Source organism: Nonomuraea fuscirosea, assembly GCF_035917475.1.
GTDB classification, from domain to species: Bacteria; Actinomycetota; Actinomycetes; order Streptosporangiales; family Streptosporangiaceae; genus Nonomuraea; species Nonomuraea fuscirosea.
Genome location: NZ_CP109074.1, coordinates 8397460 through 8418820 on the forward strand (window position 1 = coordinate 8397460; position 21361 = coordinate 8418820).

At 69.8% G+C, this 21361-nt stretch carries 18 protein-coding genes; 13 read left to right on the top strand and 5 right to left on the bottom strand.

Annotation, left to right across the window (positions count from 1 at the left end; translation table 11 throughout):
• The first annotated feature begins 36 nt into the window (after window positions 1-36).
• The 5 genes from OIE67_RS38125 to OIE67_RS38145 are packed head-to-tail and all read left to right on the top strand — an operon-like array spanning window position 37 to window position 5243.
• Complete coding sequence (locus OIE67_RS38125; RefSeq protein WP_106248098.1) at window positions 37-924, top strand: sugar phosphate isomerase/epimerase family protein; 888 nt, start codon at window positions 37-39, stop codon at window positions 922-924.
• 32 nt (window positions 925-956) lie between these two features.
• A complete protein-coding gene (locus OIE67_RS38130; protein WP_326629630.1) occupies window positions 957-2327 on the top strand; it encodes an ABC transporter substrate-binding protein in 1371 nt (456 codons plus the stop codon).
• The gene (locus OIE67_RS38135; RefSeq protein ID WP_326629632.1) at window positions 2324-3250 is read left to right on the top strand and encodes a carbohydrate ABC transporter permease; all 927 of its coding nucleotides are present in this window, start codon (window positions 2324-2326) and stop codon (window positions 3248-3250) included. Before OIE67_RS38130 ends, OIE67_RS38135 begins: the two co-directional genes overlap by 4 nt.
• Window positions 3237-4082: a carbohydrate ABC transporter permease gene (locus OIE67_RS38140; protein ID WP_326629634.1), complete on the top strand. Its 846-nt coding sequence runs from the start codon at window positions 3237-3239 to the stop codon at window positions 4080-4082. The genes OIE67_RS38135 and OIE67_RS38140 overlap by 14 nt, the downstream gene beginning before the upstream one ends.
• A 3-nt stretch (window positions 4083-4085) precedes the next feature.
• Window positions 4086-5243, top strand: coding sequence for an ROK family transcriptional regulator (locus OIE67_RS38145; RefSeq protein ID WP_326629636.1), 1158 nt, complete (start codon window positions 4086-4088; stop codon window positions 5241-5243).
• Window positions 5244-5298: 55 nt separating this feature from the next.
• Here the strand turns inward: OIE67_RS38145 and OIE67_RS38150 are convergent, their stop codons facing one another.
• Window positions 5299-6045: a helical backbone metal receptor gene (locus tag OIE67_RS38150; RefSeq protein ID WP_326629638.1), complete on the bottom strand. Its 747-nt coding sequence runs from the start codon at window positions 6043-6045 to the stop codon at window positions 5299-5301.
• A 68-nt stretch (window positions 6046-6113) separates the two neighbouring features.
• On the opposite strand from OIE67_RS38150, the gene OIE67_RS38155 reads away from it, so the two are divergent.
• Window positions 6114-6935, top strand: a complete 822-nt coding sequence (locus tag OIE67_RS38155) for an SAM-dependent methyltransferase (protein WP_326629640.1) — start codon at window positions 6114-6116, stop codon at window positions 6933-6935.
• A gap of 88 nt (window positions 6936-7023) precedes the next feature.
• Here the strand turns inward: OIE67_RS38155 and tpx are convergent, their stop codons facing one another.
• Window positions 7024-7524, bottom strand: coding sequence for a thiol peroxidase (gene tpx / locus OIE67_RS38160; RefSeq protein WP_106248088.1), 501 nt, complete (start codon window positions 7522-7524; stop codon window positions 7024-7026).
• An 84-nt stretch (window positions 7525-7608) separates the two neighbouring features.
• Window positions 7609-10794 (bottom strand): fused isobutyryl-CoA mutase/GTPase IcmF, encoded by a 3186-nt coding sequence (gene icmF, locus OIE67_RS38165; RefSeq protein WP_326629644.1) that lies wholly within the window; start codon window positions 10792-10794, stop codon window positions 7609-7611.
• 118 nt (window positions 10795-10912) lie between these two features.
• Here icmF and OIE67_RS38170 point away from each other — a divergent pair, with 118 nt between their 5' ends.
• Window positions 10913-11965: a glucose 1-dehydrogenase gene (locus OIE67_RS38170; RefSeq protein ID WP_326629646.1), complete on the top strand. Its 1053-nt coding sequence runs from the start codon at window positions 10913-10915 to the stop codon at window positions 11963-11965.
• Window positions 11966-11968: 3 nt separating this feature from the next.
• Here OIE67_RS38170 and OIE67_RS38175 read toward each other — a convergent pair whose 3' ends face one another.
• Complete coding sequence (locus OIE67_RS38175) at window positions 11969-12919, bottom strand: CHAP domain-containing protein (RefSeq protein ID WP_326629647.1); 951 nt, start codon at window positions 12917-12919, stop codon at window positions 11969-11971.
• Between the two features lie 181 nt (window positions 12920-13100).
• Complete coding sequence (locus OIE67_RS38180; RefSeq protein ID WP_326629649.1) at window positions 13101-13871, bottom strand: PP2C family protein-serine/threonine phosphatase; 771 nt, start codon at window positions 13869-13871, stop codon at window positions 13101-13103.
• A gap of 76 nt (window positions 13872-13947) precedes the next feature.
• Here OIE67_RS38180 and OIE67_RS38185 point away from each other — a divergent pair, with 76 nt between their 5' ends.
• From OIE67_RS38185 to OIE67_RS38210, 6 genes are all read left to right on the top strand, one after another.
• A complete protein-coding gene (locus OIE67_RS38185; protein ID WP_326629651.1) occupies window positions 13948-15792 on the top strand; it encodes an N-6 DNA methylase in 1845 nt (614 codons plus the stop codon).
• A gap of 115 nt (window positions 15793-15907) precedes the next feature.
• The gene (locus tag OIE67_RS38190; protein WP_326629653.1) at window positions 15908-16798 is read left to right on the top strand and encodes a serine/threonine-protein kinase; all 891 of its coding nucleotides are present in this window, start codon (window positions 15908-15910) and stop codon (window positions 16796-16798) included.
• 136 nt (window positions 16799-16934) lie between these two features.
• Entirely contained in the window at window positions 16935-18233 is a 1299-nt protein-coding gene (locus OIE67_RS38195) for an ABC transporter substrate-binding protein (protein WP_326629655.1), read from the top strand.
• Window positions 18230-19192 (top strand): carbohydrate ABC transporter permease, encoded by a 963-nt coding sequence (locus OIE67_RS38200; RefSeq protein WP_106248075.1) that lies wholly within the window; start codon window positions 18230-18232, stop codon window positions 19190-19192. The genes OIE67_RS38195 and OIE67_RS38200 overlap by 4 nt, the downstream gene beginning before the upstream one ends.
• The gene (locus OIE67_RS38205; RefSeq protein ID WP_106248073.1) at window positions 19189-19992 is read left to right on the top strand and encodes a carbohydrate ABC transporter permease; all 804 of its coding nucleotides are present in this window, start codon (window positions 19189-19191) and stop codon (window positions 19990-19992) included. The genes OIE67_RS38200 and OIE67_RS38205 overlap by 4 nt, the downstream gene beginning before the upstream one ends.
• The gene (locus OIE67_RS38210; RefSeq protein ID WP_326629658.1) at window positions 19989-21359 is read left to right on the top strand and encodes a GH1 family beta-glucosidase; all 1371 of its coding nucleotides are present in this window, start codon (window positions 19989-19991) and stop codon (window positions 21357-21359) included. The genes OIE67_RS38205 and OIE67_RS38210 overlap by 4 nt, the downstream gene beginning before the upstream one ends.
• Window positions 21360-21361: the final 2 nt, after the last annotated feature.

Below are 21361 nucleotides of genomic sequence, written 5' to 3' on the forward strand. Positions count from 1 at the left end.
CACTCTGAAGTCTACGACTTCCGTCGGAGGTGACTGATGAAATTGGGGTTTCTGACAGCGTGTCTTCCGGAAAGCGACCTTACCGACATTGCACACTGGGCTGCCAGCCGGGGTTTCGAGGCGCTCGAGGTCGCCGGCTGGCCCTCTCCGGATGACCGAAATCACATCAGAGTAGATCGTTTCGACGACGCCGAATGCTCGCGAGTCGGGCGAATCTTCGCAGAGAGCGGACTCACGCTTTCCTCGATCGCGTACTACGAGAACAATCTGCACCCTGAGGCAGGGCCGCAGGTGAACGCGCACGTACGGCGCTGCGTCGACGCCGCCGCCGCGCTCGGCTGCCCCACGGTCGGCACGTTCGTCGGCCGCGACCCGGGGCTGAGCGTGCACGACAACCTCAAGCGGGCCGCCGACGTCTTCGGCCCGCTGGTCGAGTACGCCACCCGGCACGGCGTCGAGATCGTGATCGAGAACTGCGTGATGAAGAGCTGGCATCCCGACGGATATCCCGGCAACCTGGCCTACTCCCCCGAGCTGTGGGAGTGGATGTTCACCCTGGGGCTCAAGCTCAACTGGGACCCCTCGCACCTGGTGGCGCTGGGCATCGACCCGGTCGCGGCGCTGACCCCGTACATAGGGAACATCGCGCACGTGCAGGCCAAGGACACGCAGATCCTGCCGGGCAGGATCGACCGGTACGGCTTCCACGGCCCGATCAGCGGCGAGAAGGGCTGGTACCGCTTCCGCGTGCCCGGTCTCGGCCAGGTCGACTGGACCCGGGTGATCGACGCGCTGCACGAGGGAGGCTACGACGGGGTCGTCTCCGTGGAGCACGAGGACGCCGTGTGGAGCGGCAGCACGGAGAGGGTACAGACCGGTCTCGGTATCGCCTATCGCACGTTGCGTCATCTCGTCCGGGGGTAAGGGCGGCATATCCCCAACCAGAGGAGCGCGCCATGCCGACGAAGGTAACCGCCGTCCTCTCCGCCACGCTGCTGGCCGCCGCCCTGGCGGCCTGCGGCGGCGGCGGTGGCGAGCAGTCGTCCGCGAGCAACGAGATCACGGTCTGGACCGAGGAGAACCTCGAGGACCGGATGGCCGTGCAGAACGCGATCATCTCCGAGTTCACTCAGAAGACCGGGATCAAGGTGAAGCTGGTCGGCGTGGCCGAGGACCAGTTCAGCCAGACCATCACGGCCGCCGCCGCCGCGGACGACCTGCCCGACGTGATCGGGGCGCTGCCGCTGGCCTCGATCCGCGAGCTGGAGGCCAACGACCTGCTCGACACCGAGACCCCGGGCCGGATCGTGGATCAGCTCGGCCGTGACACGTTCTCGCCCCGGGCGCTGGAGCTGGACACCTCGGGGGGCAAGCTGCTGGCGGTGCCCAGCGACGGGTGGGCGCAGCTCATCCTCTACCGCAAGGACCTGTTCGAGAAGGCCGGGCTGCAGCCGCCGGACACGTACGAGGCGCTGGAGGCGGCCGCCGCCAAGCTCAACACCGGCGGGGTCGCGGGCATCACGCTGGCGATCGCGCCGAAGGACTCGTTCACGGCGCAGAGCTTCGAGCACGTGGCGCTGGCGAACGGCTGCCAGCTCGTCGACAATTCCGGAAATGTCGCCCTTGGGACGCCACAGTGTGCGAAGGCGTTCGAGTTCTATGCGAAGCTGGCGCGCGACTACTCCGTCAAGGGCAAGCAGGACGTCGACACCACCAGGGCCACCTACTTCTCCGGTAAGGCGGCCATGATGATCTGGTCGTCGTTCATCCTCGACGAGATGGCCGGGCTGCGTAAGGACGCGCTGCCGAGCTGCCAGGAGTGCCGCGCGAACCCCGAGTGGCTGGCCGAGAACACCGGCGTCGTCACCGCGCTCAAGGGGCCCGACGGCGGCGCGCCCGCACAATACGGCGAGATCGTCTCCTGGGCGATCACGAACGGCGCCGCCACCGAACCGGCGAGCAAGTTCGTCTCCTACCTGATGAACGAGGGCTACGAGCGCTGGATCGGCATGGCCCCCGAGGGCAAGTTCCCCACCCGTAAGGGCTTCGACGACAAGTGGAACAAACTGCCCGCCGGGGTCGACACCAAGAAGCCGCTGGCCGACGTCTACCCGGCCGACGTGCTCGAAGCCCTGCGCAAGAGCCCCGACACCTTCGCCAGGTGGGGCATCCCGCAGGGGCAGGGCAAGCTGGTCGGCGCCACGATGGGTGAGCTGCCCGTGCCCAAGGCGCTCAGCATGGTCGTCGACGGCTCCCTGACCCCCCAGGCCGCCGCCACCCAGGCCAAGACCGACGTCGAGTCCATCAAGCGCGGGATCCGGCAGTGAAGTCAGGCGCCCCGACCAGCCGCACTTTGCGGCAGCAAGAGGCGCGGGCTGGGCTGGTGCTCATCTCGCCGACGCTGGTCATCACGCTGGTCGTGGTGGTGCTGCCGCTGCTGTGGGCGATCATGCTGGCGTTCCAGGACGCGCGGCTGATCAACATCCGAAGGGTCGGCATCTTCGGCCACTACACGCTGGAGAACTTCACGTACGTGATGTCCGAGCCGGGCTTCTGGACGTCGCTGGTCAACACGCTCGTCTACACCGTCGCGGGGACCGCGTTGTCGATCGTGATCGGGCTGGTGACCGCGCTCGCGCTGCGGGACAGGTTCCGGGGCAGGACCCTGGTCAGGGCCTCGATCCTGATCCCGTACGTGGCCCCGGTGGTGGCGGTGACGTTTCTGTGGGAGACGATGCTCAACCCGCAGTACGGCATCGTCAACACCTGGCTGGCGGAGCCGATCGCCTTCCTCACCCAGGCCAGGGGCGAGTTCCTGGGCATCGAGGTGCCGGTGGCGCTGCTCACGGTGATCGCGTTCGAGGCGTGGCGGTATTTCCCGTTCGCGTTCCTGTTCATCCTGGCCAGGCTGCAGGCGCTGCCGGCCGAGCTGGACGAGGCGGCGGTGGTCGACGGCGCCACGCCCACCCAGCGCTTCCGGTACGTGATCATGCCGCAGCTCTGGCGGATCATCGCGCTGCTGTCGGTGCTGCGCTTCGTGTTCACCTTCACCAAGTTCGACGACGTCTACCTGCTGACCGGCGGCGGCGCCGGCACCGAGGTGGTCAGCGTGCGGGTCTACAACTTCCTCACCTCGCGCGACGACATCGGCGCCTCGGCGGCGCAGGCGATCGTGCTGGCGATCTTCCTGGTGGTCTTCCTGGCCGTCTACCTCAGATTCTTCGCGGGAGGCGAACGTGAGCAGGGATAGGTTCGAGCGGGCCCTGCTCAAGGTGCTCAAGCCGCTGGTGATCGCGTTCCTCGTCCTGATCACCGCGTTCCCGTTCCTCTACATGGTGATGCTGTCGGTACGCGACATCCAGGAGCTCATCCTGGACCCCGGCTCGTTCTGGCCGAGCGCCTTCACCCTGGACACGTACGTGAACGTGCTGACCAAGCAGGGCTTCTTGACCTTCCTGCGCAACAGCGCGATCGTCGCGGTCGCCTCGGTGGCGGTCACGCTGCTGATCTCGATCCCGGGCGCGTACGCGGTCGCGCGGCTGCGGTTCTTCGGCCGGCGCCAGGTTCACTTCCTGTTCCTGGCGGTGTACCTCTTCCCGGCGATCGTGCTGGCCATCCCGCTGTTCGTGCTCTTCACCATGATCGGGCTGCGCGGTTCGCTGATCGGATTGATCCTCGTGTATATCGCGCAAACGGTGCCCGTCACGGTATACATGCTCCGCAACTACTTCGAGACCGTGCCGCGAAGCGTGGAGGAAGCGGCCGCGATCGATGGGTGCACGAGGTTGTCGACCATCTGGCGCGTGGTGCTGCCGCTGTCCAAGCCCGCGCTGATGGCCACCGGCCTCTACGCGTTCATGATCGCGTGGAACGAGTTCCTGTTCGCCCTGCTCTTCCTGGTGGAGAGCCGGGAGAGCTGGACCGTGTCCCTGGGGCTCTCTCAGCTGGCGGGGAGCATCGAGATCCCGACGACGGTCCTGATGGCTGGATCGGTGGTGCTCACGCTGCCCATCGTGATCGTGTTCTTCGCCGGCGAGCGCCTGCTGACGGAGGGCCTCACCGCAGGAGCGGAGAAGGGATAGACCATGCTGACGGCAGGGCAGATCCTCCAGCTGATCCGCAAAGGCACCTGCCGTACCCGCAAGGAACTGATCGAGTACACCGGTCTGTCCCGGTCGACCATCACCGACCGGGTCGACCGGCTCATCGACGCCGGCTACATCCACGAGTCCGGCGTGGGCGTCTCCGGGGGCGGGCGGCCGCCGTCCGTGCTCGACGTGGACGCCACCAGGCGCCTGCTGCTGGTCGCCGACCTGGGCGCCAGTCACGCCAGGGTGGCGCTCACCGACCTGGCCGCCCGGCCGATGGCCGAGGAACGCGCCGAGATGCGCATCGAACTCGGCCCTGACGCCGTGCTGTCGTGGGTGCGGGAGGCGTTTCAGCGGATGCTCGACCGGGCCGGGCGGCCGGCAGGCGACGTGTGCGGGGTCGGCCTCGACCTGCCCGGCTCCGTCGACCACGCCACCGGGCGGGTGATCAGGTCGTTCCTGATGCCCGGCTGGGACGACCATCCGGTGGGCGAGGCCGTCGGCTCCATGTTCGACGTGCCGATCCTGGTGGAGAACGACGCCAACGCGATGGCGCTGGGCGAGTGGTGGTCGTCCTGGCGCGGCACCGACTCGCTGATCCTGATCAAGGTCTCCACCGGCATCGGCACCGGCATCGTCCTCGACGGCCAGATCTACCGCGGCGTCGAGGAGGCGGCCGGCAACATCGGGCACGTCCGGCTGCGCGAGACCGACGACCGGGTCTGCACCTGCGGCTCGCGCGGCTGCGTGGCCTCGCTGGCCAGCGGTCACGCTCTGGCCACCGATCTCGGCATGACCTCCAGCCGCGACGTGGTCCGGCTCGTGCACGCGGGCGACCCCGGGGCCATCGCGCGGGTCCAGGAGGCCGGGCGCACGCTGGGGGTCGTGCTGGCCACGGCGGTCAGCCTGCTCAACCCGGGCGTGCTGGTGCTGGCCGGGGACATGGCGCAGACCAGGGAGCACTACCTGACGGGCATCAGGGAGGTCGTCTACCGGCGCAGCCTGCCGTACACGACCAGGAACCTGGAGATCGTCACCAGCTCGCTCGGGGATCGGGCGGGGATCGTGGGGATGGCGGTGATCGTCATGGAGCACGTCCTGTCCCCCGCCTCCGTGGACGCCGCCCTGGCCGCCAGGTCCGACGCGGCGAGCTGACCGCGGCCTGGACGCGCCCGGCCGCGACCCTAGTCGGCCTGGCCCCGCGTCTCGGTCAGGCGAGGGCGTGGCGCAGGCTCTCGGGGGCGTGCACGAGGGAGGGGCCGTACCAGGTGAGGAGCCGGCCGCTGACGGGAGCGCAGGTCAGGCCGGGGAACGACTCGGGGCCGTCGGTCGCGCTGAAGGCGTAGGGTTCGTCGGGCAGCACCACCAGGTCGGGGCGGCGTGAGGTCAGCTCGGCGAGCGGGACCTTCGGGTAGCGCTCGGGATGGCCGGCGTACAGGTTGTCCACGCCGAGCCGGCGCAGCACGTCGCCGGTGAACGTGTCGCGGCCCACGACCATCCACGGCCGCCGCCAGATCGGCACGATCGCCGTCCGCCGCGCCCCCTCGTACGGCGCCCGCCACGCCTCCCGCGCCGCCGCCAGCCATCCGGGCGGCTCGGCCCGGCAGGCGAGGGCGAACATGCGCTCCAGCGACGCGAACGCCTCCGCCACCGTCTCGATCTTCGTCACCCACACCGCGATCCCCGACTCCCGCAGGGCCTCGATGTCGGGCGCGCGGTTCTCCTCGGCGTTGGCCAGCACCACGTCGGGCCGCAGCCGCCTGATCGCGTCGAGGTCGGGGTTCTTGGTGCCCCTGACCCTGGCCACGTCGAGATCGGCCGGGTGCGAGCACCAGTCGGTCGCGCCCACCAGCGCCCCCGGCAGGGTCGCCGCGACCGACTCGGTCAGCGACGGCACCAGGGACACGATCCGGCTCACGGTCTCGGGGATCTGCACGGGCACGCCGAGGTCGTCCACGTAAGCAGCCTAGATCCTGCGAATGTCGGTCGGCGTCCGTAGACTCCTGGCCAAAGATCGTTAACTCGTTGATCGGGGGACCACGGTTGGAGCGGGAGTCACTCGGCTTCGATCCCAGCACGCCCAGCGTGGCCAGGCTCTACGACTACTTCCTCGGCGGGAAGGACAACTTCGCGGCCGACCGCGCGGCGGCGGAGAAGATCCTGGAGGTGGCTCCCGAGTTACCCGCGGCGGCGCGGGCCAACCGGGCGTTTCTCGGCCGGGCGGTGCGCCATCTGGCCGGGAGCGGCATCACCCAGTTCCTCGACCTCGGCACCGGCCTGCCGGGGCCGGGCAACGTGCACGAGGTCGCGCAGGGGGTCGATCCCGGCGCCAGGGTGGTCTACGTCGACCACGATCCGGTGGTGCTGGTGCACGCCCGCGCGCTGCTGGAGGGCCAGGGCGGCACGACCGTCGTCGAGGGCGATCTGCGCGGGCCGGAGGCGATCCTGCGCGATCCCGCCGTGCTGGGGGCGATCGACTTCAGCCGTCCGGTGGGGGTGCTGCTGGTGGCGGTCATGCACCACATCACCGACTCCGAACGGCCCGGCGAGATCATCGCGGCGCTGCGTGCGGCCATGGCGCCCGGGAGCTTCCTGGTCATGTCCCACGGCACCAGCGAGGCCCGGCCGGCGGCGGTCGAGCGGTGCACCGAGGTCTACCGGAGCGCCGGCCTGCCGCTCACCGTGCGCGACCGTGCCCGGATCGGCGAGCTGTTCGAGGGGTTCGAGCTGGTGGACCCGGGTCTGGTGTGGTTACCGCAGTGGCGGCCCGATCTGCCGGACGTGGTGGACTTCGCCGCGGGCCCGCAGTCGTCGCTCGCCCTGTGCGGCGTGGGCATCAAGGGCTGAGCCGCCGCCCGCGACGGACGCGGGCGGCTCGCTCAGCAGTGGCTCGCTCAGCAGTGGCTCGCTCAGCAGTGGCTCGCTTGAGGGCGGCTCACTTGAGGGCGGACAGCGCGCTGTCGTAGTCGGGCTCCTGGGAGATCTCGGGCACCAGCTCCGAATAGATCACCTTGTTGTCGCCGTCGAGCACGACCACCGCGCGGGCGGCCAGCCCGACCATCGGCCCCGACTCCTGGGCCACGCCGTAGTCGGCGAGGAACTCGCGGCCGCGCATGAGCGAGAGCATGGTCACGTTCTCCAGGCCCTCGGCGCCGCAGAACCGGCCCTGGGCGAAGGGCAGGTCCGCCGAGACGCAGAGCACGGCCACGTCGGGGTGCTCACCGGCCACCTGGTTGAAGCGGCGCACCGAGGCGGCGCAGACGCCGGTGTCGACGCTCGGGAAGATGTTGAGGACCTTGGTCTTCTGACCGAAGTCGTCGAGCGAGCGATCGGACAGGTCGGAGCCCACGAGACGGAAGGCCGGCGCGCTGTCGCCGGGCTTCGGGAAGGTGCCGCCGACCGTGATCGGGTTACCCCTGAGAGTGACGTCGGACATGAAATCCTCCAGAATACGGAATTTCCCCAGAACCGTGATCCTATCGGCGTCCCATGTCCGGACCCGTCACGGCACCCGGCTCGGTCAGACGTTGCGGCGGTACTGGCCGCCCGCCTCGAAGAGGGCGTCGGTGATCTGGCCGAGCGAGCAGACCCTGGCCGCCTCCATCAGCACCTCGAACGCGTTCCCGTCCGACATCGCCACGTCCCGCAGCCGGGCCAGCTCGGCTGGCGCCTCCGAGCGGTTGCGCTCGTGGAAGGCGTGCAGCCGGTCGAGCTGCGAGCGCTTCTCCTCCTCGGTGCCCCTGGCCAGCTCCACCTGGTGCGGCTCGGCCTCGTCCTCGCCGCGCGGGTTGCGGAAGGTGTTGACGCCGACGATCGGCAGCGAGCCGTCGTGCTTGCGCATCTCGTACAGCATGGACTCGTCCTGGATCTTGCCGCGCTGGTAGCCCGTCTCCATCGCGCCGAGCACGCCGCCCCGGTCCGACAGCCGTTCGAACTCGCTCAGCACCGCCTCCTCCACCAGGTCGGTGAGCTCCTCGATGATGAACGCGCCCTGCAGCGGGTTCTCGTTCCTGGCCAGCCCCCACTCGCGGTTGATGATGAGCTGGATGGCCATGGCGCGGCGCACCGAGTCGGCCGAGGGAGTGGTCACGGCCTCGTCGAAGGCGTTGGTGTGCAGGCTGTTGCAGTTGTCGTAGACGGCGATCAGGGCCTGGAGGGTGGTGCGGATGTCGTTGAAGTTCATCTCCTGGGCGTGCAGGGACCGGCCCGAGGTCTGGACGTGGTACTTCAGCTTCTGCGAGCGCTCGCCCGCGCCGTAGCGCTCGCGCATCGCCACCGCCCAGATCCGGCGGGCCACCCGTCCGAGCACGCTGTACTCGGGGTCCATGCCGTTGGAGAAGAAGAACGACAGGTTCGGCGCGAAGTCGTCGATCTTCATGCCTCTGGCCAGGTACGCCTCCACGTAGGTGAAGCCGTTGGCCAGCGTGAACGCGAGCTGGCTGATCGGATTGGCCCCGGCCTCGGCGATGTGGTAGCCGGAGATCGAGACCGAGTAGAAGTTCCTGACCCCGTTGGCGATGAACCACTCCTGGATGTCGGCCATCATCCGCAGGCTGAACTCCGTGGAGAAGATGCAGGTGTTCTGCCCCTGGTCCTCCTTGAGGATGTCGGCCTGCACCGTGCCCCTGACCGTGGCCAGCGTGCGGGCGCGCAGCTCGCGTGCCTCGGCCTCGTCGGGGTCGCGGCCCTGCTCGCCGCGGAAGCGGTCGACGGCCTGGTCGACGGCGGCGTTGAGGTAGAAGGCCAGGATCGTGGGGGCCGGGCCGTTGATCGTCATCGACACCGACGTGTTCGGCGCGGCCAGGTCGAACCCGTCGTAGAGCACCTTCATGTCGTCGAGCGTGGCGATCGAGACGCCCGAGGTGCCGACCTTGCCGTAGATGTCGGGGCGCAGGTCGGGGTCGTTACCGTACAGCGTGACCGAGTCGAACGCGGTGGACAGCCTGGTCGCGGGCTGTCCCTCGGACAGCAGCTTGAAGCGCCTGTTGGTGCGGAAGGGGTCGCCCTCGCCGGCGAACATCCTGGTCGGATCCTCGTCGTCGCGCTTGAACGGGAACACCCCGGCGGTGAACGGGAACATCCCCGGCAGGTTCTCCGAGCGCAGGAAGCGCAGCAGGTCGCCGTGGTCGGTGTAGCGGGGCAGGGCCACCCGGGGGATGCGGTTGCCGGACAGCGTCTCGCGCCAGAGCGGGGTGTGGATCTCGCGGTCGCGTACCTTCACGACCAGCTCGTCCGCGCGGTAGCGCTCCTTGACGGCGGGCCAGCCGTCGAGCAGCGCGCGGCTCTCCTCCGACAGCTCACCCTCGACGCGGGCGGCCTCCCGCGCGCCCTCCTCGCTGAGCAGGTCGCGTACGGCGGCCAGCTGCTGGCGGCGGCGGGCCACCTCGGCCTGGGCCAGCGTCTCGGCGTGGTAGCCGCGCACGGTCTCGGCGATGTCGGCCAGGTAGCGCACCCTGGCGGGCGGGACGATGGCGGCCGACGCCTGCGAGGTGCGGCCCTGGACCGGCGCCAGCAGGCCGGGGCTCGCGCCGGTCGGGAGGAGGGGCTTGAGGTGGTGGTAGAGGGCGGTGACCCCGGCGTCGTTGAAGCGGGCGGCGATGGTGCCGAAGACCGGCATGTCGTCGGGTGAGACGCCGAACGCCTCGCGGTTGCGGACGAGCTGGCGGCGCACGTCGCGCAGGGCGTCCTCGGCGCCGCGCCGCTCGTACTTGTTGATCACCACGGCCTCGGCGAAGTCGAGCATGTCGATCTTCTCCAGCTGGGAGGCCGCCCCGAACTCGGGCGTCATCACGTAGATGGGCACGTCCACGTGCGGCACGATGCCCGCGTCGCCCTGGCCGATGCCGGGCGTCTCCACGATCACCAGGTCGTAGCCCGCCGCGCGGCAGGCGTTGATCACGTCGTCGAGGCAGGCGGGCACCTCGTTGGCCGCGCCCCTGGTGGCCAGGGAGCGGAAGTAGGTCTGGGGGCCCAGGCTGTTCATCCTGATGCGGTCGCCGAGCAGCGCGCCGCCGCCGCGCCTGCGGGTCGGGTCGATGGCGATGATCGCGATGCGCAGTTTGTCGTCGTTGTCCACCCGGAACCTGCGGACCAGCTCGTCGGTGAGCGAGGACTTGCCCGAGCCGCCGGTGCCGGTGATGCCGAGGACGGGCGCGCGCCGCTCCGTGGCCAGGCCGGCCAGCAGCTCGGCGGGGGCGCGGCCGCTCTCGATCAGGGTGATCGCGCGGGCCAGCGCCGCCTGGTCGCCCGAGACCACGGCCTCCACGGAGGGCGGGTCGTCCAGCTCGGCGTCGCACTCCTCGATCAGCTTGTTGATCATGCCGGGCAGGCCGTAGCGCTGGCCGTCCTCGGGCGAGAAGATCCGGGTGACGCCGCGCGAGTGCAGCAGCTCGATCTCCTCGGGGACGATCACGCCCCCGCCGCCGCCGTACACCTTCACGTGGCCCGCGCCGCGCTCGCGCAGCAGGTCCACCAGGTAGGTGAAGAACTCCACGTGCCCACCCTGGTAGGAGCTGATCGCCACCCCCTGGACGTCCTCCTGGATCGCGGCGGTGACGATCTCGTCGACCGACCGGTTGTGCCCGAGGTGGATGACCTCGGCACCCTGGGACTGGAGGATGCGCCGCATGATGTTGATCGCCGCGTCATGCCCGTCGAACAGGGCCGCGGCGGTCACGAAACGGACGGGGTGTCGCGGGACGTGCACGCCTGATCACTCCTTCGTGGAGGCTTCACCTACGAAGATACTAGGACGTCCTACTATTTCCCAAGAGCGAGGTTGACGGGGGCAGCGTGGGTAGGGCCCTGGCGAGGAGGTGGCGGCGATGCGCGCGCTGACGTTCGTACCGGGGAGTAAAGGCACGCTCGACGTGCTGGAGGTGCCCGACCCGCGGCCGGGTCAGGGTGAGCTGCTCGTCGAGGGCCTGGCCCTCGGCATCTGCGGGACCGACAGGGAGCTGGTCGCCGCCGACTACGGCTGGCCGCCGCCGGGCGAGGGGCGCATGGTCATCGGCCACGAGTCGCTCGGCCGGGTGCTCGAAGCCCCTGACGGGTCCGCGTTCTCGCCAGGGGATCTCGTGGTCGGCGTCGTCCGCCGCCCCGACCCGGTGCCGTGCGGAGCCTGCGGGCGGGGCGAGTTCGACATGTGCCGCAACGGCGGCTACACCGAGCGCGGCATCAAGGAGCTCGACGGGTTCGGCAGCGAGCGCTGGACGGTCGAGGCCGCCTACGCCGTGAAGGTGGACCGCTCGCTGGAGAGCGTCGGCGTGCTGGTCGAGCCCGCGTCGGTGGTCGCCAAGGCGTGGGAGCAGATCGAACGGATCGGCGCGCGGTCCTGGTTCGAGCCGCGCACGCTGCTGGTCACCGGCGCCGGGCCGATCGGGCTGCTGGCGGCGCTGCTCGGGCGCCAGCGCGGGCTGGAGGTGCACGTCCTCGACCGGGCCGGCCCCGGGCTCAAGTCGAGCCTGGTGGAGGCCATGGGCGGGACGTACCACTCCGGCTCGTCGCTGCGGGAGTTCGCCGACGCCAAGCCGGACATCATCATCGAGTGCACGGGTGCGGGGCCGCTCGTCATCGACTCCATGACCACCACCGCCGCCGTGGGCATCGTCTGCCTGTGCGGGCTCTCGCCCGGCGGGCGGTCGCACCGGGTGGACGCCGGCGTGATCAACCGGGACATCGTGCTGGAGAACGACGTCATCCTCGGCACGGTGAACGGGAACCTGCGGCACTTCCGCGACGCGGCGGCGGCGCTGGCCAAGGCGGAGCTGGCCTGGCTGGAACGGCTGATCACGCGGCGGGTGCCGCTGACGCGCGGCCTGGAGGCGTTCGAGCCCGCCGAGCACGACGTCAAGACGGTGATCGAGCTGACGGCCTGACGGTCAGTCCCGTTCGTACGGTCTGCGTCGCGACGTGGTGGGGTGCTTGGTGGCGGAACCGCCCGAACCGGCCGGCACCCGGCTCCTGACCGGACGACCGGGCTTCTCGGAGGCCGCCGCCTTCTCCTGCGCCGGAGCCTTCTCGCGGGCGGCCGCCTTCTGGCGGGCCGGCGTCTGTTCGCGAGGCGGAGCCTTCTGGCGGGCCGATGCCTTCTCGCGGGGTGGTTTCGCGGTGTCGGCGGCGGGTGGGGTGAGCGGGTTTCTGGGGGACGGAACCTTCGCGCCGGACGGCGGCTGCGCGGGCGGGGTGAGGCGGCGCAGCGGCCAGGCCCAGCTGAGGCGGCGGTGGTTGCCGCGGCGGCGGCCCGAGACGCGCAGGGAGAGCACGATGGTCATGATCACCATGGCGGCGAGCAGCGCGGGCGGCGTGCCTAAGACGTCCAGCGGCGAGCCCTGCCCGACCTGCGCGGGCGGCGGCGACGCGAACGGGCGCTCGGTCGAGCGGATGTCGCCCAGCTTCTCGGCGTTGGCCTTGACCACGCGTGGTAAGCCGTACCCGACGACCTTGTCCGTCTCCCTGGTCTTGCGCTTGAGCCAGACGCGGTCGACGTTCGCCTCGATGGTGTGGATCTTCTTGCCGCTGACGCGCTCGACCACCCCGACGTGGTCGATGCCCTTGTAGCTCTTGCCGCCGCGCCAGTCGTAGAAGACCAGCGCCCCCGGCTCGGGCTTCTGCGACCAGGCGCCCTGCTGGATGAACCAGGCCGCGTGGGAGGGCGTCCAGGCGAACTCGCCGACGTAGTCGGACAGGCCGGACTTGTTCGCGGCCCAGGCAAGGAACATGTCGCACCAGGGCGCGTCACGATACTGGGGGTCTTGGACGCGATCCGCGTACCACTGGCCGAACTTGGTGAACTGGCTGCTCTTCTCCTTGTAACCGAGTTCCTGCCGCACCGTCTTCAGCAGCTCGTCCGCGATCGGGTCCAGGGTGACTCCTCCCAGAAAACCGACAAATCACGATGGACTGTAATAGCGCCGTCGGGAAAGTGCGCGCGTCATTCTGAAGTTGTCTTGCTATGAGACGAAATTTCGCCTAAGTGATGGCTGGGGCTGGTGTGGCGGGCTACGACGATGGTCAGGCGCCCGCGCCCACGCGGAAGATGCCCGCGTCCCCCGTGCCCGGCGCGACCACGTCGGCCACGACCACGGTCACGTTGTCCGGCGAGCCGCCCTCGTTGGCCAGATCGATCAGGCGCTGGACGGCCGCGACCGGGTCTGCCACCGTGGTCAGCACCTCGTGCAGGACCTCGGGCCCGAGTACGGTCGTGAGCCCGTCGGAGCAGAGGAGGTAGCGATCATCAGGCTCGGCTTCGCGCAGCGCCATGTCCGGCTCCGCCCTGCCCTCGCTGCCCAGCACGCGCAGCACCATGGAGCGACGGGGGTGCACGGCGGCCTGATCCTCCGTTATCCGTCCTTCGTCCACCATCGACTGCACAAGTGTGTGATCCTTGGTCATCTGGTAGAGCGCACCATCGCGAAGCAAGTATCCGCGGGAGTCACCGAGATGAGCCAGGGCGAACCGGTAGCCGTCCCACAGCATGGCGGTCACCGTGGTCCCCATCCCCCTGCGCGCGGGGTCGATGTCGGCCAGCTCGACCAGCCTGCGGGCCGCCTCGTGCACGGCGCCCTCCAGCGCCGCCTCCAGGTCGGAGCCCGTCTCGGGAAGCGTGGCATCCAGCTCGCGCATGACGGCGATCGCCGCCGAGCTCGCCAGCTCGCCGGCCGCGTGTCCACCCATCCCGTCAGCCACCACGAGCAACCGGCCGCTCGCATAGCCAGAATCCTCGTTCTGCTCCCTGCGACGGCCCACGTCTGATCCGGCGGCATAGCGGATGTTGTGCTTCATACCCAGCAGTAAATCATTGGTTGAAAGACTTCACAAGCAGATGCGCTGAAGACTCTTGTGAACTACTGTGGGCTCCATGAGCCACGACCCGACCGTCAATGCCGGGGACATCGCCCGGCTCGCCGGTGTCGGGCGTGCCGCGGTGAGCAACTGGCGCCGTCGCCACGACGACTTCCCCCAGCCCATCGGCGGCACCGCCAACCAGCCGCTGTTCTCCCTGCGGCAGGTCGAGTCGTGGCTGCGGCGCTATGGGAAGTCCTACCAGGTCTCCCTGGGAGATCGGGTGTGGCAACGCCTGAAAGCCGCGGGCGATTTGCGGCTGGGCGAGCTGGTGGCCCAGGCCGGAGCCCTGCTGACCAGGGCCGATGCCGCCGCGAGCGCCGCCGACGACGACGGCGCTGCGCCACGTGAGGACGCGCCGGGCGCCCGCGATCCGCGCGTGGCCGGTGAGCTGGATCCCGAGCTGGCCGGGCTCGTGGTCGAACTCGGCGAGCAGCACGGCGCGCGGGCCGCGTACGAGTTCCTGTGTGAGCGCTATCTCGAAGCCCACTCCCGGCAGCTGTCCATCACCCGCGAGGATGTCGCCGCGCTGATGGTCCGGCTCGTGAGCGCCGACGGCGCGACCCTGTTCGACCCGGCCTGCGGCGTCGGCACGCTGCTGCTCTCCCCCGCCGGCGCGGCGCGGGTGCTCGGCCAGGAGCTCAGCGAGACCTCGGCCGCCATCGCCGCCGCCAGGCTGCGGCTGCGCGGCATCACGGCCGAAGTCGTGGCCGGCGACGCCATGCGGCACGACGGCTTCGCCGGCGAGCGGGCCGACGCGGTCGTGTGCGATCCGCCGTTCAACGAGCGGGCCTGGGGCTACGAGGAGCTGACCGGCGACCCGCGCTGGGAGTACGGCCTGCCACCCCGCGGCGAGCCCGAGCTGGCCTGGGTGCAGCACTGCCTCACCCACGTCAAGCCGCGCGGCCTGGTCGCCATCCTGATGCCCCCGGCCGCCGCCAGCCGCAAGGCGGGCCGCCGCATCCGGGCCAACCTGCTGCGCGCGGGCACGCTGCGCGCGGTCGTGGCGCTGCCCGGCTCCGACCTGTGGCTGCTGCGCCGCCCGGCGGCGGGCGACCGGCCGCCGTCCGAGGTGCTGATCCTCGACGCCACGGCCGACCTTTCGGTGGTGCAGCCGGCCTGGCAGGCATACCTGGAGGAACGGTCCGATCAGACCGTGCGCATCATCGACCTGCTGGCCGACGAGGTCGACATGACCCCGGCCCGGCACCAGCGGCGCGACGACCTCGGGCGGGCGTTCGCCGAGGCGCGCGACCGTTTCCTCGCCGCCACCGCCGTGCCGCCCGACCTCAAGGTGCTGGAGCAGCCGCTGGACCAGCCCGCCACCACGCTGGGTGACCTGATCAAGGAAGGGCTGGTCAGCACGTCGCAGGCCCCGCCCAAGATGGCCGCCGACGGGGGCGACGTGCCGGTGCTGACCGCCGACGACGTCTTCACCGGCGGCGCGCCGTCCGGCTCGACCACCGTGCAGCAGGGGCTGGTCGCGATCCGGCCCGGCGACGTGGTGGCCTCCTACTCCGCCGTACGCGTGATGGAGGACGGCGGCGGGGCGGTGCTCGGCCCGCACCTGACCCTCTACCGGGTCGACGGCCGCCGGCTCGACCCCGACTTCCTGGCCGGCTTCCTGCGGGCGGCCGGCGGGCGGGTGACGACCGGCTCCAGCCGGTTCGACGTGCGCCGCACCCGGCTGCCCCGGCTGTCGCTGAAGGAGCAGAAGGCGTACGGCGAGGCGTTCCGGCAACTGGCGGTGCTCGACGACGCCATCCGCGAGACCTCGACGCTGGGCCAGACGCTCATCAGACTCGGTCTCGACGGCCTGGCCGACGGCCACCTCCACCCGCCCGCCCACGGGGCCCCGTGAGAGAGGCTCAGGACGCCGCACGCCGCCGCTCAGCACAGGATTCACCCTCCTTTATGAGGCGGGCTCAGCCGTCCGACGGTGTAGTTTTTCCCGGAAGGCTGCGGGAGGGACGGTAATGGTCATCGGCGACCGCTATGTGCTCGACGACCTTCCTCTCGGGCAGGGCGGCATGGGCGCGGTCTACGCGGGTCACGACCGCCACCTCGACCGGCGGGTCGCGGTGAAGCTGCTGCGGCTGCCCAGCGGGCCCGATCAGGAGCTGGAGCGCAGGTTCATCCGCGAGGCGCGCATCCTGGCCAGGCTGGAGCACCCGGGCGCGCCCGTGCTCTACGACTTCGGCACCCACGAGCAGCGGCTCTTCCAGGTGATGCAGTTCATCCAGGGCGTCACGGTGGCCGACGTGGTGCACGAGCACGGGCCGCTGCCCGTGCCGTGGGCGGCGGCCATCGCGGCCCAGGCGTGCGCGGTGCTGTCGGCGGCGCACGCCCTGGCGATCTGCCACCGGGACCTCAAGCCGACCAACCTCATGCTCTGCCCGGACGGCAGCGTGAAGGTGCTGGACTTCGGCCTGGCCATGCTGCGGGACGCGGACGTCACCACGTTCACCCGGATCGGGCAGATCCTGGGCACGCCGGCGTACATGGCGCCCGAGCAGATCCAGCACGGCGTGGCCGAGCCGCGCAGCGACCTGTACTCGCTCGGCTGCGTGCTGCACGAGATGCTGACCGGCCGCCAGCTCTTCACCGGCCCCACCGACTACGTGGTCTTCGAGCAGCAGGTCAAGGAGCGCCCGCCGACCATACCAGGGCTGCCGGAGCCGCTGGGCGCGCTGCTGGCGCAGTTGCTGGAGAAGAAGCCGGACGACCGCCCCGCCGACGCCAACGAGCTGTACGAGCGCCTCGACCCCTTCGCGGTCGATCTGCCCATGCTGCCCGGCTTCCTGGACCAGGCCCCGAGTCCCGGCCGCATGTACGCCCGGATGGCCGGGCGCGCGCTCACCGGCTGATCGCGGCAGAGAACGCGCTCTCTCAAGAATTCGGATCGTTATTTAACACCCGTTGACAGAAGCATGTGAGCTCCAACAATCTCGTGAGAGAGCGCTCTCTCAACCATCCCCCAAGCAGCAACCATGGAGGGTTTCCATGACCCCTCGCATCCGGCGGCTCGGCCTGCCCGTGCTCACCGCGTCCGTCCTCGCCCTGGCGACCGCGTGCGGCGGCGGCGGCGGTGGCAGCACCGCCGCCGAGTCGAGCGCCAAGCCCGGAGAGAAGATCAAACTGACCGTCGACCTGTTCGGCGACTTCGGCTTCAAGCCGCTCTACGAGGAGTACAAGAAGACGCACCCGAACGTCGAGATCGTCGAGAACGTCACGCAGTTCAACGACCACCACAGCAACCTGGTCAAGCGGCTGGCCACGAACGCCGGCGCGGGGGACGTCGCGGCGGTCGAGGTCGGCTACATCAGCACGTTCACCGCCCAGCCGGGCAAGTTCACCGACCTCAAGCAGTACGGGCTGGACAAGCGGCAGGCCGACTACCTCGACTGGAAGTGGCAGCAGGGCCTGAGCAAGGACGGCACGCAGGTCCTCGGCCTCGGCACGGACGTGGGCGGCCTGGCCATGTGTTACCGCAAGGACCTGTTCAAGAAGGCCGGGCTGCCCGAGGACCGCACGGAGGTCGCGGCGCTCTGGCCGACGTGGGAGCAGTACATCGAGACCGGCAAGAAGTTCGCCGGGGCGAACGTGGCCGGCGCCAAGTTCGTGGACTCCCCCGGTGAGATCCTGCGCGCCATGGTCAACCAGGCGCCCGTCGGCCTGTACGACGCCCAGGACAACATCATCGTGGACAGCAACCCCGAGGTGAAGAAGGCCTGGGACCTGTCGAACCGGCTCACCCAGGAGGGCCTGACCGCCAAGCTGGCGGCCTTCTCGCCCCCGTGGAACACCGGCTTCGCCAAGGGCTCGTTCGCCACGATCATCTGCCCGGCCTGGATGACCGGCTTCATCCAGGAGCAGGCCAAGGACGCCTCCGGCAAGTGGGACATCGCGGCCGTGCCCGGCGGCTCGGGCAACAGCGGCGGCTCGCACCTGATGGTGCCCAAGCAGAGCAAGCACCCGAAGGAGGCGGCCAAGCTGATCGACTTCCTCACCTCCAAGGACAACCAGGCCAAGGTGTTCAAGGAGGAGGGGACCTTCCCGTCGATTCCGTCGCTGTACGACGACCCGTCCATCCAGAACTTCACCAAGCCGTTCTTCGGCGACGCCCCCATCGGCAAGATCTACTCCGACGCCGCCAAGGCGCTCAAGCCGCAGCACCTCGGCCCGAAGGAGGCCGACGTCCGCACGGCCATCGGTAACGGCCTCGGCCGGGTCGAGCAGGGCAAGCAGTCGCCGGACGAGGCGTGGGCGCAGGTGCTCGAGGACGTCAAGAAGATCAAATGAGCACCCTTCCCCTCGCGGTGTCGCGACGGCGTAGGCGCGGGGTGCGGCACACCCTCGACATGAGGGTGTCGCCGTACGCCTACGTGGCCCCGTTCTTCCTGCTGTTCTGCGCCTTCGGCCTGTTCCCGCTGCTCTTCACGGCCTGGGTGAGCCTGCACGAGTGGACCCTGCTGTCGGAGACGCAGGAGTTCATCGGGGCGGCCAACTACACGACGCTGCTCGCCGACGGCTACTTCTGGAACGCCACCTTCAACACCCTGTCCATCGGCGTGTTGTCGACCGTGCCGCAGCTCGCGCTGGCCATCTGGCTGGCGCACCTGCTGAACCGGCGGCTGCGCTTCCAGACGCTGTTCCGGGTCGCGCTGCTGCTGCCCAACGTCACGAGCGTGGTGGCGGTGGTGGTGATCTTCAGCCAGCTTTTCGGCCGCGACTTCGGCATGATCAACTGGATCCTGTCCTGGTTCGGGGCCGGGAACATCGACTGGGCGGCGGGCACGGCCACCTCGCACATCGCGCTGTCGGTGATGATCATGTGGCGCTGGACCGGGTACAACGCGCTGATCTTCCTGGCGGCCATGCAGGCCGTACCGCGTGAGCTGTACGAGGCGGCCACCCTCGACGGCGCGAGCAACTTCACCCAGCTGCGCCGGATCACGATCCCGATGATCCGGCCGACGATGATCTTCGTGGTCATCGTCTCCACGATCGGCGCGATGCAGATCATCGCCGAGCCCCTGCTGTTCGGGCAGAGCAGCGGCGGCGGTGGCGGCGTCGCCACGGGCGGCCCCGACCGGCAGTTCCAGACCCTGGCGCTGTTCGTCTACGAGCAGGGCTTCGCGAACTCGACGTTCGACTTCGGCTACGCCTCCGCGGCGTCGTGGCTGATGTTCGTGGCCGTGGTGATCGTCGCCGGGATCAACTTCCTGATCACCCGCAAGGTGAAGGGCGGTCTGGTGTGAAGCTGCGTTACCTGACCCTGACCGCGGTGGCCTTCTTCTCGGCCTTCCCGCTCTACTACAGCGTCGTGGTGGCCTCCAGACACAACTCCGCGCTGGCCGAGGTGCCGCCGCCGCTGCTCCCGGGCGGGAACTTCTTCGCCAACGTGGCCCGGGTCTTCGACACCGTCCCCTTCGGGCTCGCGCTGGTCAACTCGGTCGTCGTGGCCGGGTCGATCTCGATCGCGGTGATGTTCTTCTCGACGCTGGCCGGGTTCGCCTTCGCCAAGCTGAGGTTCAGGGGCAAGAACGTCATGCTCGTGATCACCGTCGCGACCATGATGGTCCCGGCGCAGCTCGGCATCATCCCGCTCTACATGCTCATGGTGAAGCTGGAGTGGACCGGCACGAACTACGCGCTGATCGTGCCGGCGCTGGTCAACGCGTTCGGCGTGTTCTTCATGACCCAATACCTCACCCGCGCGCTGCCGAACGAGCTCCTGGAGGCGGGCCGGGTGGACGGGTGCAGCACGTGGGGGCTGTTCTGGCACGTCGTGCTGCCGACCGCGCGGCCGGCGGCGGCGGTGCTGGGCATGCTGACGTTCATGTCGGCCTGGAACGACTACTTCTGGCCGCTGGTCGTGCTGACCCCGGACAATCCGACCGTCCAGGTGGCGCTGTCGACCTTGGCCAGCGGGTACGTCAACGACTACGTGCTCGGCCTGGCGGGCACCGCGATCGGGACCTTGCCGCTCGTGGCCGTGTTCGCCCTGTTCGGCAAGCAAATCATCGGTGGAATCATGCAAGGAGCTGTTAAGGGATGATTTTTCCCGAGGACTTCGTCTGGGGAGCCGCGACGGCCTCCTATCAGATCGAGGGGGCGGTCAAGGAGGACGGGCGGGGCCAGTCGATCTGGGACACCTTCTGCCACACTCCCGGGAACGTGGCCGACGGCGACAACGGCGACGTGGCCTGCGACCACTACCACCGCTACCGGGACGACATCGGGCTGATGCGGGAGCTGCGGCTGGGGGCCTACCGGTTCTCCGTGGCGTGGCCGCGCATCCAGCCCGACGGCGAAGGCCCGATCAACCCCCGGGGTCTGGCGTTCTACGACCGGCTCGTGGACGAGCTCCTGGCCGCCCAAATTTCGCCATATGTCACCCTTTATCACTGGGATCTGCCCCAGGCGCAGGAGGACCGCGGCGGCTGGACCAACCGTGACACCGCCTACCGCTTCGCCGACTACGCCCAGGCCGTCCATGACAAGCTCGGCGATCGGGTCTCCGACTGGACGACGCTGAACGAGCCGTGGGTGGCCGCCTTCCTCGGCTACGGCAACGGCGTGCACGCGCCGGGCCGGCGCGACCCGGCCGACGCGATGCGCTCGGCGCATCACCTGATGCTCGGCCACGGGCTGGCGGCGCGGCGGCTGCGCGAGGCGGGCGCGCGCAGCATCATGCTGGTGGTCAACTCCGCGCCCGTGCTCACCCCGGCCCAGGTCAACGACCCTGCCGCGGTGCCCAGTGAGGCCGACGCGGCGGCCACCCGACGCATCCACGCGCTGCTCACCCGGCAGTTCCTCGACCCGGCCGTGTACGGCACGTACCCGGAGGAGGTGCTGGCGGCCGCCGGACGCAACGGCGGGACCGATCACATCCAGGACGGCGACCTGGAGCTGATCAACGTCCCCATCGACCTGATCGGTATCAACTACTACAACCCGTGCGTGGTCGAGTCGGGCCCCGGGCTGCCCGCCGACGCCGCGTGGCCGGGCTCGGAGGACGTCAAGTTCGCCGCCGTGGACGCGCCGACGACCGCGATGGGCTGGCCGATCGTCCCCGACGGCCTGTCCCGGCTGCTCGTCCGGCTCTCCGAGGACTATCCGCGGGTCGGCCTCATGGTGACCGAGAACGGCGCCGCCTTCGACGACGTCGTGGAGGGCGGGCGCGTCCACGACGACGACCGGGTGGCCTACCTGGACGGGCACCTGCGCGAGGTGCACAGGGCCATCGAGGCGGGCGCCGACCTGCGCGGATACCTGGTGTGGTCGCTGCTCGACAACTTCGAGTGGGCCGAGGGCTACCGGCGCAGGTTCGGCATCGTGCACGTCGACTACGCCACGCAGACCCGGGTGCCCAAGGACAGCGCGCTCTGGTACCGGGACGTCATCGGCCGGAACGGGCTGTAGAT

Coding starts and splice junctions, on each gene's coding strand:
- OIE67_RS38195 (WP_326629655.1), top strand. CDS start 16,935: ATGACCCCTCGCATCCGGCGGCTCGGCCTGCCCGTGCTCACCGCGTCC.
- OIE67_RS38180 (WP_326629649.1), bottom strand. CDS start 13,871: ATGAAGCACAACATCCGCTATGCCGCCGGATCAGACGTGGGCCGTCGC.
- OIE67_RS38170 (WP_326629646.1), top strand. CDS start 10,913: ATGCGCGCGCTGACGTTCGTACCGGGGAGTAAAGGCACGCTCGACGTG.
- OIE67_RS38190 (WP_326629653.1), top strand. CDS start 15,908: ATGGTCATCGGCGACCGCTATGTGCTCGACGACCTTCCTCTCGGGCAG.
- OIE67_RS38125 (WP_106248098.1), top strand. CDS start 37: ATGAAATTGGGGTTTCTGACAGCGTGTCTTCCGGAAAGCGACCTTACC.
- OIE67_RS38200 (WP_106248075.1), top strand. CDS start 18,230: ATGAGCACCCTTCCCCTCGCGGTGTCGCGACGGCGTAGGCGCGGGGTG.
- OIE67_RS38185 (WP_326629651.1), top strand. CDS start 13,948: ATGAGCCACGACCCGACCGTCAATGCCGGGGACATCGCCCGGCTCGCC.
- OIE67_RS38210 (WP_326629658.1), top strand. CDS start 19,989: ATGATTTTTCCCGAGGACTTCGTCTGGGGAGCCGCGACGGCCTCCTAT.
- OIE67_RS38145 (WP_326629636.1), top strand. CDS start 4,086: ATGCTGACGGCAGGGCAGATCCTCCAGCTGATCCGCAAAGGCACCTGC.
- tpx (WP_106248088.1), bottom strand. CDS start 7,524: ATGTCCGACGTCACTCTCAGGGGTAACCCGATCACGGTCGGCGGCACC.
- OIE67_RS38130 (WP_326629630.1), top strand. CDS start 957: ATGCCGACGAAGGTAACCGCCGTCCTCTCCGCCACGCTGCTGGCCGCC.